Raw genomic sequence first — 16,698 nt, 5'->3', positions numbered from 1 at the left:
GCGGACGGAACCCTTGTTCCGTCCGCTTGCCCCCGAGTCAGTTCCCCTTGGTGAAGAAGCGTGTTAGTTGAGTTCGACGTTGGCCAGGTCCATGCGGCCCTGGGCGTCGATCTCGACGTTCTTCACGGACTTGGAGTAGGCCGAGGAGGACATGTAGGTGAAGACCGGGATGTACGGCAGGTCGCGGATGATGATGTCATCGGCCTGCTGGTACAGCTTGATCGAGGCGGCCGGGTCGACGGTCTTGTCGGCCTCGTCCATCAGCTTCTCGAACTCTTCGTTGACGTAGCCGCCGTAGTTCGAGCCGTGGTCGATCGCGACCTTCGAGAAGATCGGACGCAGGTAGTTCTCCGCGGCCGGGTAGTCCATGGACCACGCCATGCGGAAGGCGCCCTTGTACTTCTTGTCGCCCAGGTCGGTGAGCATGTCGCCGAACTTGGCGAACGGCTTGGGGGTGACCTCGACGCCGAGGTTCGCCTTCAGCTGGTTGGCGACGGCCTCGATCCACTCCTTGTGGCCGCCGTCGGCGTTGTAGCCGAGCTCGATCTTGTTGCCCGGAACACCGCCCGCCTGGGTCCACAGCTCCTTGGCCTTGGCCGGGTTGTAGGTGCCCGCCTCGCCCAGGGCGCCCTTGCGGTAGCCGGGGATGATGGGGCTGATGAAGTCGTCGGCCGGCTTGCGCGTGTTGTTGAAGATGGTCTTCGTCAGCGCCTCCCGGTCGATGGCCATGGAGATCGCCTTGCGGATCTCGACCTTGCCGAAGGCCTCCGGGTTGGTGGAGATCGGCAGGCCCACGTAGCCGACGCCCGACTCCGGCTTGTAGATGTAGCGCTCGCCGAACTCCTGGGAGACGGTGGCCATCGCCGAGGTGGGGAGCTTGTCGACGATCTGGATGGTGTCGGCGCGCAGGTCGTTGTACGCCGTGTCCAGGTTGTCGTAGATCTTGAAGGTGACGCCGTCGAGCTTCGCCTTGCTGCCGGCGTAGTTCTCGAAGCGCTTGACCTTGATCTGCTTGTTGTGCTCCCAGGCGCCGTCCATCTGGAACGGGCCGTTGCCGATCGGGGCCTCGCCGAACTTCTTCGGGTCGGCCTCGAACGCCTTCGGCAGCGGGTAGAAGGCGTTGTAGCCCAGCATGGTCTTGAACTGCGAGAAGGGCTGCTTCAGCGTGACGGTGAAGGTCTTCTCGTCGACGACCTTGAGGCCCTTGAGCTCGGTGGCGGTGGGCTTCTTGTCCTTGCCCGGCGCCAGCTCGTCGGAGCCCTCGATCTTGGAGAAGAAGGGCAGGCCCTCGGCGGCGTTCTCCTGGTTGGCGCCCCAGTTCCAGGCGCGGACGAACGACTGGGCGTCGACCTTCTCACCGTTGTGGAAGGTGTAGCCGTCCTTCAGCTTGATGGTCCAGGTCTTCGAGTCCTGGGTGTCGATGGACTCGGCCACCGCGAGCTTCGGCTCGTTGGTCTTGTTGTCGTAGTCCACCAGGCCGGTGAAGAGGGCGTTGAGAACCTCGGCGCCCTCGGACTCGGCGGTGTTCTGACCGATCAGGCCGTGCTGCGGCTCGCCGAGCACCACGGTGATGTTGCCACCGGACTTGGCCTTGCCGTCGCCTTCCTTGCTGGTGCTGCAAGCCGTTGCAGCCATCGCCACGATGACGGCACCGGCGACCCACTTGGCGCTCGTTGCTCCGCGCATGGGTAATTGCCTCCTCAGGAGTCACTGTCGATACGTGACGGAACCCGGCCCGCTGACACCCCTGACAGCGAAAACCGGCCCCATCGTGTGTGCTCGTGAGTCGACGCTCCCCACAGCGTGTGACCCATTGACCCGAGCTCAATGGAGCCATCCTCAGGGACCGCCCGACCGTAAACCACACTTCAGTGGTCTCGTTTTCACAACATCGATCCGCGCCAGAAACCCGAAATCCGGACAAAGGGAACAGAGACAGACACGCGCGAAACGGACGGTTGGCTCACCATCCGGAGCGCGACGGTCGGAATGCGGACAACTGAACACAACAATCCGCTTGACAAACGCGAACAGCCCCGCTCGAAACGCGAACAGCCCCCCTCGCCACGGGACTCCGTGGCGAGGGGGGCTGCCCTGCGGTGCGGCGCGACCGGCGGGTCGGCCAACTACCGGACTACTTGGCGGCCTTGGCGCGCGAGGCGGTGCGCGAGCGCTCCTTCTGGTCCAGGACGACCTTGCGGATGCGGACGGCCTCCGGGGTCACCTCGACGCACTCGTCGTCGCGGCAGAACTCCAGGGACTGCTCCAGGGAGAGCTTGCGCGGCGGAACGATCGCCTCGAACGAGTCGGCCGACGAGGACCGCATGTTCGTGAGCTTCTTCTCCTTAGTGATGTTCACGTCCATGTCGTCGGAGCGCGAGTTCTCGCCGACGATCATGCCCTCGTACACCTCGGTGCCGGGGTCGGTGAACAGCACGCCGCGCTCCTGCAGGTTGGTCATCGCGAAGGCGGTGACCGCACCGGCGCGGTCGGCGACCAGCGAGCCGTTGTTGCGCGTCTGCAGCGGGCCGAACCACGGCTCGTGGCCCTCGTGGATGGAGTGGGCGATGCCCGTGCCGCGGGTCTGCGTCAGGAACTCCGTACGGAAGCCGATCAGGCCGCGGGACGGGACGACGAACTCCATGCGGACCCAGCCGGAGCCGTGGTTGGACATGTTGTCCATACGGCCCTTGCGGACGCCCATGAGCTGGGTGACGGCGCCCATGTGCTCCTCGGGCACGTCGATCGTCATGCGCTCGACGGGCTCGTGGACCTTGCCGTCGACCTCCTTGGTGACGACCTGCGGCTTGCCGATGGTCAGCTCGAAGCCCTCGCGGCGCATCTGCTCGACCAGGATGGCGAGCGCGAGCTCACCGCGGCCCTGGACCTCCCAGGCGTCCGGGCGGTCGGTGTCGAGGACGCGGAGCGAGACGTTGCCGATGAGCTCGCGGTCCAGGCGGTCCTTGACCTGGCGGGCGGTGACCTTGCGGTCCTTGACCGCCGCCTTGGCGTCGGCGCCCTTGCCGGAGCCGCCGCGGCCGACCAGCGGGGAGGTGTTGGTGCCGATGACCATGGAGATCGCGGGCTCGTCGACCGTGATCAGCGGCAGGGCGACCGGGTTCTCCGGGTCGGCCAGCGTCTCGCCGATCATGATGTCGGGGATGCCGGCGACGGCGCAGATGTCACCGGGGCCGGCCACCTCGGCCGGCTTGCGGGTGAGCGCCTCGGTCATCATCAGCTCGGTGATGCGCACGTTGGAGATCGTGCCGTCGCGCTTGATCCACGCGACCGTCTGGCCCTTGCGCAGCTCGCCCTGCTCGACGCGGAGCAGCGCGATGCGGCCGAGGAAGTTGTCGGCGTCGAGGTTGGTGACGTGGGCCTGCAGCGGCGCGTCCTCCTCGTACGTCGGGGCCGGGACGTGCTCCAGGATGGTGGAGAAGAACGGCTCCAGGTTGTCGCTGTCCGCGGGGACGGTGCCGTCCTGCGGCTTGGTCAGCGAGGCGATGCCGTCACGGCCGCAGGCGTAGACGATCGGGAACTCGATCTGGTCCTCGTCCGCGTCCAGGTCCAGGAACAGGTCGTACGTCTCGTTGACGACCTCGTCGATCCGGGAGTCCGGGCGGTCCGTCTTGTTGATGCAGAGGATGACGGGCATCCGGGCCTGCAGGGCCTTGCGGAGCACGAAGCGGGTCTGCGGCAGCGGGCCCTCGGAGGCGTCCACCAGCAGGACGACGGCGTCGACCATCGACAGGCCGCGCTCGACCTCGCCGCCGAAGTCGGCGTGGCCGGGCGTGTCGATGATGTTGATCGTGATCGGGGCCCCGCCGTCCTTGGGGTGGTACTTCACCGCCGTGTTCTTGGCGAGGATCGTGATGCCCTTCTCACGCTCCAGGTCGTTCGAGTCCATCATGCGGTCGTCGAGCTGCTGGTGGGCGGCGAAGGCGCCGGCCTGCTTGAGCATGGCGTCGACGATGGTCGTCTTGCCATGGTCGACGTGGGCGACGATGGCGACGTTGCGGATGTCGTGGCGCGTGGGCACTGCGGCGCTTCTCCCGGGATCGTGGATGGCGTCGCGTACGGTCCGGCACGCGCGCCCTGGCCGGGCGGAAAACCTGCCACGGCCTTACCCCATCCTACGTCGGATGGCGGGAACCGCCCGCCGGGGGGTCTGTCAAGAGGCCGTACGACTGAGACCGGCCGGGATGCGGGGTGGGGGCTCCGGCCGTGGTGGAACGGGTACTGCCGCGGGTCAACGGGTATCCACGACCTTGCCCGCCGGGGATCCGGCGGGCAAGGGAATTGAGTCACTTCTGAGCTTGTGACCCGCGGGTCACCCCCGGGTACACCGGATTGTCACCGGTTCTTCTCCTTTGCCTCCCCGCTGTCCGTCCCGGCCGCCTTCGCGGGCTTCTTCCACCCGATGTCCTGGTAGCGGGGGGCGGCCATGCCGAAGGCGCCCGCGTTGGCCACGTTCGGCTTGACGGCCACCAGCTGCGGCCGCTGGAAGAGCGGGATGGAGCCGGCGGCCGCCCAGATCCGGGCGTCGGCCTTGCGGATCAGCTCCCGGGAGGCCTCCTCGTCCAGCTCGCCGACCGCCTGGTCGAACAGCTGGTCGATGTGGTCGGTCCCGACCCGCGTGTAGTTCTGCTCGACCATGAGCGAGCCGTCGGCTGCCGGCTCCGGCTTGGCGAAGATGGGGCGCGCGTCGGTCGCCGGGTAGGCGGTCGCCGGCCACGAGTACAGGGCGAGGTCGTACTGGCCCGAGGCGACGTGGTCCTTGAAGAAGCTCTCGTCCGACACCTTCGTCGTCTCGGTGTTGACGCCGACCCTGCGGAGCATCTGCGAGATCCGCTCCCCGACCGTGCGCAGCGCCTCCGAGCCGGGGCCGGAGGGCACCACGAAGCGCAGCGTCAGCATCCTGCCGTCCTTGGCGAGCATGGACCCGGAAGTGCGGGTCTGCTGCGCCGGGGCGGGGGCGGGCGAGGCGTCGCCGTCGGCTCCGTCGGCTTCGTCGGCGTCCTCGGCGCGCTGCGGGGCGCCCTTGGCGTCGGCCGGCGTCCCGGCCGCCGCCGCGGACAGCGCGGCCGCCTGGGCCAGCAGCACCGCCTTCTGCTGCGCTGCGAAGGGGGCGGGCGCGAGGACCGGGGAGGGCTGGTCGGCCGCCGTGCCGCGGGCCTCGCCGTTGCGGCCGTCGTCCTGGCCCACGATGTACAGGCCGTCGTTTCCGGTGCCGGGGCCGGACGCCGCGGACGGCGTCTTCCCGTCGTCCTGCGGCTCGGCCTCCGGGCCGGCCTTGGCGCCGGCCGGCTCGGTGATCCGGCCGTTCCGGCGCCACCCGGCGTCCGCGAGGAGCGCCTGCGCCGCCTTCGTGTCCTGGCCGCCGAGCGCGTCGCTGTTGTCCGCGTACGCCCGCTGCCCGGCCAGCGCCACATGGCTGCCGACCGGCCGGGCCGGCAGGCCCAGGGGCTTGAGGACGAGCTCGGCGAGCTCCTTGCGGTCCAGGGCGCGGGCCACGGCCCGGCGCACCCGCTCGTCGGCGAGCGGGCCGGAGGCCCCGTTCAGGGCGAGCTGCGTGTAGGCGGGCTCCAGCGACCGGCGCACGGTGAAGTTGCGCAGGGCCGCCTGCTCGGCCGGGTAGCGGACGGCGGCCTCCTGGGCCTTCGCCCGCAGCTCCTCCTCCGCGGCGGCCTTCGCCTCGTCGGTGCCGTGGGCGGCCGCCCAGGACAGCGTCGCCGCGGCCGCTGCGGCCGCCGGGTCCGCCTCGGGGGCGGGGGCGCCTGCCGCGCCGGCCGGGGTGCCCGCCTCCTTGCGGGCCCGCTCGATCCGGTCGGCGCCGGCCCGGTCGACCTCGGCCATGTCGACCTTTCCGGCGGCGAGGGCCGCCGGGCGCTCGGCCCGGGGCACCGCGGTCAGGACGAGGGTGTCCAGCTTGGCGGGCCGGCCCCACCAGCGGGGGTTGCGGGTGAGCGCGGCGGTGCCGGTCTTCTTGTCGACGGCGCCCAGGTTGAAGGGGCCCGCGGTCACCTTCAGCGTGCCGCGGGCGCCCTCGTTGAAGGCGTCGGGCGTGCCGGTGACCTGCTTGGGGTAGAGCGGGGAGAACAGCGAGCGCCAGTCGGTGTACGGCTTGAGGAAGGTGACCCGCACCTCCAGGTCGGTCTTCCCCTTCTCGATCTTCTCGATCCGCTCGTAGCCGGCGTTGCGGGCGGTCCAGTACGCGGAGTCCTTGCCGCTCAGGGCCCGCCACTGCGAGACGAAGTCGGCCGCGCCGATCTCCCGGCCGTCGCTCCAGACGGCCTGCTGGTTGAGCTTGTACAGGACGACCTGCTTGGGCTCCCGCTCGACGATCTCCGCCTTCTCCAGGAAGTCCGGGTTCGCCACCGGGCGGCCCTTGGCGTCCATCGTGAACAGCTGGGGCAGCACCGCGCCGGCGATCCGGCCGGTGGTGGCGTCGGCGTCGGCCTGGAAGGTGTTCAGGGTGTCCGGGAGGCTGTCGACGGCCCAGCGCAGCACACCGCCGTCGGCGACCTTCTCGCGCGCGGTGGGCGCGATGTCCGGCCCCGCGGCGGCGGGGCCGGCGTCGTCGCCCGAGCCGCAGCCCGCGAGCAGCGGCAGTGCGAGGACTCCCGAGGTCAGGAGCGCCAAGGGCCTGCGCCTTCTACGGGACATGGGTGCCACCTCCGGGCGGGCGTGAACGACGTGAGACGGCGGGCCGGCGGTTTGATCACGTTCGGCGGTATTTGCGGCTGATCACACCGGGTGCCGAGACACACTGAAATCGACCGCCCCGCGCGCCCCGGGCAGCCGGCCCGCGCCACGCCGCGAAGCCCACCCGTGCGGACCAATTCCGGTGCCGGCGGGGCGGCCGTTCGCCCGGGAGGGGGATGGGAGAGGGGGCGGGCAGGGGCGCACGGATCGCGCCTGCGCGCCTCTATTCGGTGCACGTCCCCTTCACAACCGGGGACGGGAGGCGCGACACTCGCAGGCGCACATGAACGTTGCCGCCGCTACCCGCGGAAGTGAGGGCAAGTCATGTCCCAGCAGGACGAATTGGATGCCGTCCGGCGCAGCCTCGACGAGCTGGCGCGCAAGGTGGAGCAGCTGGAGCGGCGGACCGCGCCGCAGCCGCCTGAACGCGCCCGGCCTGCGGCCGCGCAGCCGCTCCCGATGGTGGCCATCCCGGACGCCCCGTACGACAGCGCGCTGTGGACCGACAGCGACGACGAGGGCCTCGGCGCCCGCGGCCGCCGGGCTCCCTGACCGCCCGCGGGCGCCCCGCGCGCGCCGGCCGCCGCCGGCCCGCCGCCGCCCGTGCCCCGCCGCACACCCCCGGGCCCGGCCCCCGCGGGCCGGGCCTCCCGGGCCACCCCCGACCACTCCACCCGGAGTCCCCTTTGGCCACAGGCACCCGACCTCCCCGCCCGCCGTCCGGCGTCCACGGCGCCTCCCGCGCCGCGATCCGCGCCCGCCACCTGCGCACCGACCGGTGGTGGCTGGCACCCGCCGGCACCGCGGCCGGGCTGCTCGCCTTCGTCGCCTACTCGACGTGGCGGGCCTTCGCGAACGCCGACTACTACGCGGCCCCCTACGTCTCCCCCTTCTACTCCCCCTGCCTGGCGGAGAACTGCGAGGAGATGCGCGGCGGCCCCAACCTCGACCTCGTCGGCAGCTGGTGGGGCCTGTCCCCCGCCCTGCTGATCCTGGTCTTCCCGCTCGGCTTCCGGCTGACCTGCTACTACTACCGGAAGGCCTACTACCGGGGCTTCTGGGCCTCGCCGCCCGCCTGCGCCGTCGCCGAGCCGCACTCCCGGTACACCGGGGAGACCCGCTTCCCGCTGGTCCTGCAGAACCTGCACCGCTACTTCTTCTACGCGGCCGTCCCGGTCGCCGCGATCCTCACGTACGACGCCGTCCTCACCTTCCGCGACGCGGACTACGCGTGGGGCCACATGGGGGCGGGGACGCTGCTGTTCCTCCTCAACACGGTCCTCATCTGGGCCTACACGCTGTCCTGCCACTCCTGCCGGCACATCATGGGCGGCCGCCTGAGGCACTTCTCGAAGCATCCCGTCCGCTACCGGCTGTGGGGCTGGGTCAGCCGCCTGAACGCCCGCCACATGCAGCTCGCCTGGGCCTCGCTCGTCAGCGTGGCCGCCTGCGACCTGTACGTGTACCTGCTCGCCACCGGAGCCTTCACCGACCCGAGGATCTTCTGACATGGCCCAAGTCGACCGGCAGCAGTGGGACGTCGTCGTGGTCGGGGCGGGCGGCGCCGGCCTGCGGGCCGCCATCGAGGCACGCGAGCGGGGCGCCCGTACGGCCGTGGTGTGCAAGTCCCTGTTCGGCAAGGCCCACACGGTGATGGCGGAGGGCGGCATCGCCGCCTCCATGGGCAACGTCAACGGGCGCGACGATTGGCAGGTGCACTTCCGCGACACGATGCGCGGCGGCAAGTTCCTGGGCCAGTGGCGGATGGCCGAGCTGCACGCCCGGGAGGCCCCCGACAGGGTCTGGGAGCTGGAGACCTGGGGCGCCCTCTTCGACCGCACCCCGGACGGCCGGATCTCGCAGCGCAACTTCGGCGGGCACGAGTACCCGCGCCTGGCGCACGTCGGCGACCGGACGGGCCTGGAGCTGATCCGCACCCTCCAGCAGAAGGTGACCGCCCTCCAGCAGGAGGACCTCGCCGCGCACGGGGACCCCGAGGCGCGCCTGAAGGTCTTCCAGGAGTGCACGGCCACGCGCGTCCTGAAGGACGGCGGCCGCGTCGCGGGCGCCTTCTGCTACGAGCGGGAGAGCGGCCGCTTCTTCGTCCTGGAGGCCCCGGCCGTGGTCCTCGCCACCGGCGGCATCGGGAAGTCGTTCAAGACCACCTCGAACTCCTGGGAGTACACGGGCGACGGGCACGCGCTGGCGCTGCTCGCCGGCGCTCCCCTGCTGAACATGGAGTTCGTGCAGTTCCACCCGACGGGAATGGTGTGGCCGCCGTCGGTGAAGGGGATCCTGGTCACCGAGTCGGTGCGCGGCGACGGCGGGGTGCTGCGCAACAGCGACGGCAGGCGCTTCATGTTCGACTACGTCCCGGACGTCTTCAAGGACAAGTACGCGCAGACGGAGGACGAGGCCGACCGCTGGTACGAGGACCCCGACGGCAACCGGCGCCCGCCCGAGCTGCTCCCCCGCGACGAGGTGGCCCGCGCCATCAACGCCGAGGTCAAGGCAGGCCGCGGCTCCCCGCACGGCGGGGTCTTCCTCGACGTGTCGACGCGGATGCCGCCCGAGATGATCAAGCGGCGGCTGCCGTCCATGTACCACCAGTTCAAGGAGCTGGCGGACGTGGACATCACGGCCGAGCCGATGGAGGTGGGGCCGACCTGCCACTACGTGATGGGCGGCGTCGCGGTCGACTCCGAGACGGCCGCGGCCCAGGGCGTCCCCGGGCTGTTCGCGGCGGGCGAGGTCGCCGGCGGCATGCACGGCTCGAACCGGCTCGGCGGCAACTCGCTGTCGGACCTGCTGGTGTTCGGGCGGCGGGCCGGACTGCACGCCGCGGCCCTCGCGGCGGCGCCGGGCCCGCGGCCGGAAGCCTCCCCGGAGCAGGTGGACGCCGCCGCGGCGGAGGCCCTGGCCCCGTTCCACGCGCGGGAGGGCGCGGAGAACCCGTACACCCTGCACCAGGAGCTGCAGAGCGCGATGAACGACCTCGTCGGCATCATCCGCCGCGAGGACGAGATGGCGGAGGCGCTGCGCAGGCTGGCCCTGCTGCGGGAGCGGGCCGCCCGGGCGGGCGTCGAGGGGCACCGGCAGTTCAACCCCGGCTGGCACCTCGCACTGGACCTGCGGAACATGCTGCTGGTCAGCGAGTGCGTGGCCCGCGCGGCCCTGGAGCGCACCGAGAGCCGCGGCGGGCACACGCGCGAGGACTGCCCGGCGATGGAGCGCAGCTGGCGGCCGGTGAACCTGCTGTGCCGCCCGGTCGAGCCGCCTCCGCCGGACCCGGCCGCGGGCCGGATCCGGCTGGAGCGGGTCCGCACCGAGCCCATCCGCCCCGACCTGCTCGCGCTCTTCGATAGGGAAGAACTCGTCAAGTACCTGGCCGAAGAGGAGCTCCCCGCGTGACGACATACGACGCCCGGTTCCGGATCTGGCGGGGCGACGCCGACGGCGGGGACCTGAGGGACTTCACGGTCGAGGTGCACGACGGCGAGGTGGTCCTGGACGTCGTCCACCGCCTCCAGGCCACCCAGGCCCCGGACCTGGCGGTGCGCTGGAACTGCAAGGCCGGCAAGTGCGGGTCGTGCAGCGCGGAGGTCAACGGGCGGCCGCGGCTGATGTGCATGACCCGCATGTCGGTCTTCGACCGGGCGGAGACGGTCGTGATCACCCCGCTGCGGGCCTTCCCGGTGGTCCGCGACCTGGTGACGGACGTGTCGTTCAACTACCGCAAGGCGCTCGAGGTGCCCGCCTTCGTGCCGCCGCAGGGGGTCGGGCCGGGCGAGTACCGGATGCAGCAGGTCGACGTGGACCGCTCACAGGAGTTCCGCAAGTGCATCGAGTGCTTCCTGTGCCAGGACACCTGCCATGTGGTGCGCGACCACGAGGAGAACAAGGAGGCCTTCGCCGGACCGCGCTTCCTGATGCGCGTCGCCGAGCTGGACATGCACCCCCTGGACGCGGCGGCCGCGGCGGGCCTGGACCGCCGGCGGACGGCGCAGGAGGAGCACGGGCTGGGCTACTGCAACATCACCAAGTGCTGCACGGAGGTCTGCCCCGAGGGCATCCGGATCACCGACAACGCGCTGATCCCGCTGAAGGAGCGGGCCGCCGACCGCAAGTACGACCCCCTGGTGTGGCTGGGGAACAGGATCCTCCGGCGCCGCCCCGACACCGAGTAGGCCCTGCGCCGCCCCTCCCGCCGCCGGGCGGGGCGGCGGCGCTGCGGTCGCGGCGTCCCGGAGGCGGTCATACGCTCCCTGCGTGACCCCGTCGAGACGCACCCCCGCCGGGAGGCCCGGCCCCCGGGCCGGGCTCGCGCTGGGTGCCGCGCTGCTGGCCCTCGGCTGCTGCGCGGTGGCCGGGGCGCCTGCCGCCCGGGCCGAGGACCCCGTCAGCCTGTCGGAGCAGGGCCAGGTCACCGACCGGGTGGGGGCGCTGCGCGGCCGGGAGGCCGAGGTCGCCGCCGCGCTGGACCGGCTGTACGACCGCCGCCGCATCCAGCTGTTCGTGGCGTACGTACGGGACTTCTCCGGGCGCTCCCCGCAGGGCTGGGCCGACGCCACGGCGCAGCGGAACGGCCTCGGGCGGGACGACCTGCTCCTCGCGGTGGCGACCGGCGACCGGCAGTACGGCTATTCGGCCGACACCGCCTCCGGATTCACCGAGGACCAGCTGGCGGAGGTCGCCCGCGAGGCCGTCGAGCCCGCCCTGCGCGCCGACGACTGGGCGGGCGCGGCGATCGGCGCGGCCGACGGCTACGACGCGGTGCTGGCCGGCCGCCCCGTCACGCCGCCGCCGATCACACCGGGCCCGGCGGACCCGGGCGGCGGCGGGTCGGGCCCGGGCTGGGCGGGGGACCTGGTGCTCCCGGTCGTCGCCGTCGGCGCGGCCGGGGCGCTCGCCGCGTACGCGTACTCCCGGCGCCGCCGCGGGGCCGGGCGGGGCGGCGACCGGACGACGACCGGCTGGGGCGCGCAGCCCGCGACGGCGACGGCGGTGCCGCTGCTCCAGCTCGACGCGCGGGCGCGGGCGCTGCTGGTGGAGACCGACGACGCGGTCCGCACGTCCGCCGAGGAGCTCGGCTTCGCGGCCGCCGAGTTCGGTGACGAGGCGGTGGCCCCCTTCACCCGGGCGGTGGAGTTCGCGGAGGGCGAGTTGACGGCCGCGTTCCGGCTGCGCCAGCAGCTCGACGACGCCTACCCGGAGGACGACGCGGCACGGCGGCGGATGCTCGACGAGATCGTGGCCCGGTGCAGCGAGGCGAACCGGCGCCTGGACGCGGAGGCGGCGGACTTCGACCGGCTGCGCGACCTGGGGCGCAACGCCCCGCAGGCGCTGGCCGCCGCGCAGGAGCGGGCGCGGGACCTCGCGGGGCGCACGGCGACGGCCGCGGCGACGCTGACGGCGCTGCGCGGCCGGTACGCCGACTCCGCGTCCGGGCCGGTCGCCGGCCACGCCGAACGGGCCGGGGACCGGCTGGCGTTCGCCGGGGAGCAGCTCGACGCGGCGCGGGCCGCCGTCGGGGCCGGGGACACCGGCCGGGCCGCCGTGCACGTACGGGCCGCCGAGGGGGCCGTGGACCAGGCGGCGATCCTGGTGGACGCGGTGGAGCGGCGGGCGCAGGAGCTCGCGGAGGCCGCGGGGAAGCTGCCCGGGGCGCTCGCGGAGACCGACGCGGACCTCGCCGACGCGCGCGGGCTGCTCGCCGCGGCCGCGGCGGGGACGCCCGCCGGGGACCTCGGCGGGAGGATCGCGCGGGCGGAGGCGGTGGCGGCCGCCGTGCGGCAGGAGGTCGCGGCCGGCCGGTACGACCCGCTCGACGCGCTGCGCCGGATCGAGGAGGCTGACGCGGCCCTGGACGAGGCCCTCGCGGGGGCCCGGGAGCAGGAGTCGGGCCGGCGGCGGGCGGCCGCGCTGCTCGACCGGGCGCTGCTGACGGCGCGCAGCGCGATCGGGGCGGCGGCGGACTACGTGGTGACGGCCCGCGGCGCGGTGGGCAGCGAGGCCCGGACGCGGCTGGCGGAGGCGCGCCGGCACCTGGAGCGGGCGCAGGCGCTGGCCGAGCCGGACCCGCCGGCCGCGCTGGCGGAGGCGCAGCAGGCGGATGGACTGGCCCGGCAGGCGCAGGAGCTGGCCGAGCGGGACGTACGGGAGTACGGGGACCCGTACGGCGGCCCGGGCGGGCCCGGCGGCGGGCGGGGCGGCATGGGCGGGGCGGTGCTGGGCGGGATCATCCTCGGGGGGATCCTGCGCGGCGGCGGCCACGGCGGGTACGGCGGCGGATACGGCGGCGGCTTCCCGGGCGGCTTCGGCGGGGGCGGGGTGTTCGGCGGCGGCGGGGGCGGGCCGGGCTCGTTCGGCGGGGGCGGCACCCGCGGCCGGATGGGCGGCGGGGGCCGCTTCTGAGCCTCCCCGCACGCCGGTGCGCCGCGTGCGCCGCGGGGCGCCCGCCCCGTCCCCTTCGTTCTCCCGTCCCGACCCGAGGAGCGCTGGACCGATGAGCAAGCAGACCGTCCTCGGCCGCGTCGCCCTGCTGGCGCGCGCCAACATCCACGCCCTGCTGGACCAGGCGGAGGACCCGCAGACGATGCTGGACCAGCTGATCAGGGACTACACCAACAGCATCTCGGAGGCCGATCAGGCCGTCGCGACGGTCCTCGGCGGCCTGCGGCTGCTGGAGGCGGACCGCGACGAGGACGTGGCGGCGGCCGCGGAGTGGGGCGGCAAGGCGCTCGCGGCCAGCCGCAGGGCGGACGGGCTGCGGGCGGCCGGGTCGGCGGCGGAGGCGGACCGCTTCGACGGGCTGGCCCGGGTGGCGCTGGAGCGGCAGCTGCGGGCGGAGCGGGAGGCGGCCGACGCGGAGCCGGTGATCGCAGCGCAGTCGGAGGTGGCGGGCCGGCTCCGGGAGGGGCTGGACTCCATGCGGGGCAAGCTGGCCGAGCTGACGGCGAAGCGGGACGAACTGGTGGCGCGGGCGCGGACGGCGGAGGCGCAGAACCGGATGCTGGATGCCGTGCGCAGCATCGACGTGACGGACCCGACGAGCGAGTTGGGCCGCTTCGAGGACAAGGTGCGGCGGGAGGAGGCGCGGGCGCTGGGCCGCGAGGAGCTGGCGGCCTCCTCCCTGGACGCACAGTTCGAGGCGCTGGACGGGCTGGCGCGGGCCGAGGAGGTCGAGGCCCGGCTGGCGGCGCTGAAGTCCGCGGGCCCGGCCTGACCGGCCCGCTCCGGCCCGGCCCGCACCCGGTTCAGCCGTACAGGCCGAGGAGCTGCTCGGCCGACAGTCCGCCTTCCGGTTCGGCGGAGGCGCCGGGCAGCGGGAGTTCGAACCAGACCGTCTTGCCGCGGTGGGTCCGCCGGGTCCCCCAGCCCGCCGACAGCAGGCCGACCAGCTGCAGGCCGCGCCCGCCCTCGTCGGTGTCGCGGGCGCGGCGGCGGCGCGGCTGGACGAGGTTGGCGTCCCACACCTCGCACACGAGGGTGCGGTCCAGCAGCAGCCGCAGCCGGATGTCGCCCTCGCCGTACCGCAGGGCGTTGGTGACGAGTTCGCTGACGAGCAGTTCGGTGGTGTCGAGCAGCCCTTCGAGGCCCCAGGCGGGCAGTTTGGCGCGGGCGAGTTCCCGGGCGCGGCCGACCGAGCGGGCGTCGCGCGGGAGGTGCCAGTCGCCGACCGCGTCGACGGGGAGCCCCTGGACGCGGGCCATGAGGAGGGCGATGTCGTCCTCGCCGTGCCGGGTGTCGAGCGTGTTCAGGACGTGGTCGCAGATGTCCTCCAGCGGCCGCGCCGGGTCGGTGAGGGCGTGGCGCAGCCCGCGCAGCCCCTCCTCCAGGGGGTGGTCGCGGGACTCGACGAGGCCGTCGGTGTAGAGGGCGAGGAGGGCGCCTTCGGGGAGGTCGACCTCGACTTCCTCGAAGGGTTCGCCGCCGACGCCGAGCGGCATGCCGGGCGGCACCTCCAGCAGCAGTCCGGCGCGGGGGGCGGATCCCGGCTCGGCGGGTTCGACGAGGACCGGGGGCATGTGGCCGGCGTTGGCGATGGTGCAGCGCCGGGTGACCGGGTCGTAGACGGCGTACACGCAGGTGGCGAGGTAGACCTCGGAGCGGTCGGCGTCGCGGGAGTGGAGGGCGGCCCGGGACGCCTGCTGGGAGCCGCCGGGGGCGCCGAGGCCGCGGGCGATCTCGTCGAGGGCGGCGAGGACTTCGGCGGGCTCCAGGTCGAGCAGGGCCAGGGTGCGCACGGCGGTGCGGAGTTCGCCCATGGCGACGGCGGCGCGCAGTCCGCGGCCCATGACGTCGCCGACGACGAGGGCGGTGCGGTGGCCGGGCAGTTCGATGACGTCGAACCAGTCGCCGCCGACCTCGGTGGCGGCGTTGCCGGGGAGGTAGCGGCAGGCGATGTCGAGGCCTGCGGCCTCCGGGTCGCCGGGCGGCAGCAGGCTGCGCTGGAGGATCAGGGCGCGTTCGTGTTCGCGCCGGTAGAGGCGTGCGTTGTCGATGCATACGGCGGCGCGGGCGGCGAGTTCGACGGCGACGGCGCGGTCGCGTTCGCCGAAGGGCTCGCTGCCCTTGGTGCGGGAGAACTGGGCGAGGCCGACGACGGTGTCGTGGGCCACCAGCGGCACGACGAGGGTGGACTGGACGAGGTCGTCGGGTCCGCCGCTTTCGATGAGGCGGGGCCGTGCGGTGCGCAGGGCGAGCGCGCCGGGCGAGGCGGGCGGGTAGCGGTGGACGTCGCCGACGGCGACGGGGGTGCCCGGTCCGGAGAGGGGGGCGCCGGAGACTGCGGAGGAGAAGGCGACGCGCCGCAGCGGTGCGGACGGGGCGCGGCCGGCGCCGAGTCCGGGCGGCAGGGAGGGCACGCCGGGGCCCTGCGGGCGGGCGGGCCGGTCGTCGTCGCCGAGGAGGAGGCCCTGGTAGAGGTCGACGGCGGCGAGGTCGCAGAAGCCGGGGACGGTGACGTCGAGCAGTTCGCGGGCGGTGGTCTCCAGGTCGAGGGAGTTGCCGATGCGGTGCCCGGCCTCGTTGAGGAGGGCGAGGTTGCGGCGGACGCCGGCTGCTTCGCGGGCGGCGAGGTGGCGCCGGGTGACGTCGGTGCCGAGGCCGGCGACGCCGATGGGCCGGCCGCTGCCGCCGTGGAGGCGGTAGAGGTTGATGGACCAGTGGCGGTTCTCGCGGCTGCCGGGGGCGGCGCCGCTGATCTGGAGGTCGGTGACGGACTCCCCGGTCTCCAGGACGCGGCGCAGGGCCTCGGCCATGCGGTCTGCCTCCTCCGGGGGGAGGTAGTCGTGGACGGTGCGGCCGCGGTGCTCCTCGGCGTTGCCGCCGAAGACGGTGGCGAAGCGGCGGTTGGCGCGCTGCACGGTGAGGTCGGTGCCGAACAGCAGGAAGCCGAAGGGAGATTGGCCGAATATGGCCTGTGAGGCGGCGAGGTCGGATTCGATGCTGCGCAGGGCGCGTACGTCGACGACGAGGCACAGCGCGGCCCGCTCGGCGGCTTCGGTGAGGGTCGGCATGACGTAGATCTCGGCGATGCCGTGGGCGCCGGCGCCGCCGGGGATGCGGAAGGGGACGTGGCCCGTCCACTCCTTGCCGTCGAGGATCTCGGCGACGCGGCGGTGGGCGCCCGCGCGGAGGCCGGGCGGCATGAAGGCGTCGACGGGGTCGCGGCCGACGGCCTCCGCGGCGGCCAGTCCGAAGAGTTCCTCGGCGCGCAGGCTCCACTGGTCGATGAGGCCGTCGGGTCCGATCGAGAAGGAGGCGGCCTTGACGTGGTCGTACAGCGAGCCGGGCGGGCTGCTGTGCCACAGGGAGTCGTGCCACGCCTCCCCCGGCACACGTGCCTGATGTGCCTGCGCAGGTATCTCGCTCACGCGACCGTCCCCTCCAGCTCACCGCAACCGGACCGGCCATGACCGAAGTATTCAGCACCGCGGCCCCGGACGGCACGGCGTCCCCGATCACGAAAAGGTCCCGACTGTTTCGAGC

Annotated in this window: 10 protein-coding genes; 6 read left to right on the top strand and 4 right to left on the bottom strand. The window is 73.4% G+C overall.

The annotated features are described in order from the left end of the window. Positions 1–63: 63 nt before the first annotated feature. The 3 genes from C0216_RS04505 to C0216_RS04495 all read right to left on the bottom strand — a co-directional run bounded on the left by C0216_RS04505 (position 64) and on the right by C0216_RS04495 (position 6,666). A complete protein-coding gene (locus C0216_RS04505) occupies positions 64–1,686 on the bottom strand; it encodes a peptide ABC transporter substrate-binding protein (RefSeq protein ID WP_114054000.1) in 1,623 nt (540 codons plus the stop codon). Between the two features lie 448 nt (positions 1,687–2,134). Continuing rightward, positions 2,135–4,039, bottom strand: a complete 1,905-nt coding sequence (typA, locus tag C0216_RS04500; protein WP_114053999.1) for a translational GTPase TypA — start codon at positions 4,037–4,039, stop codon at positions 2,135–2,137. 314 nt (positions 4,040–4,353) lie between these two features. Then, a complete protein-coding gene (locus tag C0216_RS04495) occupies positions 4,354–6,666 on the bottom strand; it encodes an ABC transporter family substrate-binding protein (protein WP_114053998.1) in 2,313 nt (770 codons plus the stop codon). 363 nt (positions 6,667–7,029) lie between these two features. Between C0216_RS04495 and C0216_RS04490 the strand changes: the two genes are divergently transcribed. The 6 genes from C0216_RS04490 to C0216_RS04465 all read left to right on the top strand — a co-directional run bounded on the left by C0216_RS04490 (position 7,030) and on the right by C0216_RS04465 (position 13,930). Then, positions 7,030–7,257, top strand: a complete 228-nt coding sequence (locus C0216_RS04490; protein ID WP_114053997.1) for a hypothetical protein — start codon at positions 7,030–7,032, stop codon at positions 7,255–7,257. Between the two features lie 134 nt (positions 7,258–7,391). Then, a complete protein-coding gene (locus C0216_RS04485; RefSeq protein WP_114053996.1) occupies positions 7,392–8,213 on the top strand; it encodes a hypothetical protein in 822 nt (273 codons plus the stop codon). A 1-nt stretch (position 8,214) separates the two neighbouring features. Next, positions 8,215–10,116, top strand: coding sequence for a fumarate reductase/succinate dehydrogenase flavoprotein subunit (locus tag C0216_RS04480; protein ID WP_114053995.1), 1,902 nt, complete (start codon positions 8,215–8,217; stop codon positions 10,114–10,116). Beyond that, positions 10,113–10,892, top strand: a complete 780-nt coding sequence (locus C0216_RS04475) for a succinate dehydrogenase/fumarate reductase iron-sulfur subunit (protein WP_114053994.1) — start codon at positions 10,113–10,115, stop codon at positions 10,890–10,892. The genes C0216_RS04480 and C0216_RS04475 overlap by 4 nt, the downstream gene beginning before the upstream one ends. Before the next feature lie 82 nt (positions 10,893–10,974). Beyond that, positions 10,975–13,119 (top strand): TPM domain-containing protein, encoded by a 2,145-nt coding sequence (locus C0216_RS04470; RefSeq protein ID WP_428985389.1) that lies wholly within the window; start codon positions 10,975–10,977, stop codon positions 13,117–13,119. 91 nt (positions 13,120–13,210) lie between these two features. Then, positions 13,211–13,930 (top strand): PspA/IM30 family protein, encoded by a 720-nt coding sequence (locus tag C0216_RS04465; RefSeq protein ID WP_114053993.1) that lies wholly within the window; start codon positions 13,211–13,213, stop codon positions 13,928–13,930. A gap of 31 nt (positions 13,931–13,961) precedes the next feature. On the opposite strand, the gene C0216_RS04460 is transcribed toward C0216_RS04465, so the two are convergent. Beyond that, on the bottom strand, positions 13,962–16,583 hold the full coding sequence (locus C0216_RS04460) for a SpoIIE family protein phosphatase (protein ID WP_428985388.1): 2,622 nt from the start codon (positions 16,581–16,583) through the stop codon (positions 13,962–13,964). Between the last annotated feature and the right edge of the window lie 115 nt (positions 16,584–16,698).

Origin of the sequence: Streptomyces globosus (genome assembly GCF_003325375.1) — a bacterium.
Classification (GTDB): Bacteria; Actinomycetota; Actinomycetes; order Streptomycetales; family Streptomycetaceae; genus Streptomyces; species Streptomyces globosus_A.
Note: the sequence above shows the minus strand (reverse complement) of the source record. Positions and strands in the feature narration are given on the sequence as shown.

What these genes read in the sequence shown, in the direction of transcription:
- C0216_RS04480 (WP_114053995.1), top strand. Translation starts at nt 8,215, where the DNA reads ATGGCCCAAGTCGACCGGCAGCAGTGGGACGTCGTCGTGGTCGGGGCG.
- C0216_RS04465 (WP_114053993.1), top strand. Translation starts at nt 13,211, where the DNA reads ATGAGCAAGCAGACCGTCCTCGGCCGCGTCGCCCTGCTGGCGCGCGCC.
- C0216_RS04505 (WP_114054000.1), bottom strand. Translation starts at nt 1,686, where the DNA reads ATGCGCGGAGCAACGAGCGCCAAGTGGGTCGCCGGTGCCGTCATCGTG.
- C0216_RS04490 (WP_114053997.1), top strand. Translation starts at nt 7,030, where the DNA reads ATGTCCCAGCAGGACGAATTGGATGCCGTCCGGCGCAGCCTCGACGAG.
- C0216_RS04495 (WP_114053998.1), bottom strand. Translation starts at nt 6,666, where the DNA reads ATGTCCCGTAGAAGGCGCAGGCCCTTGGCGCTCCTGACCTCGGGAGTC.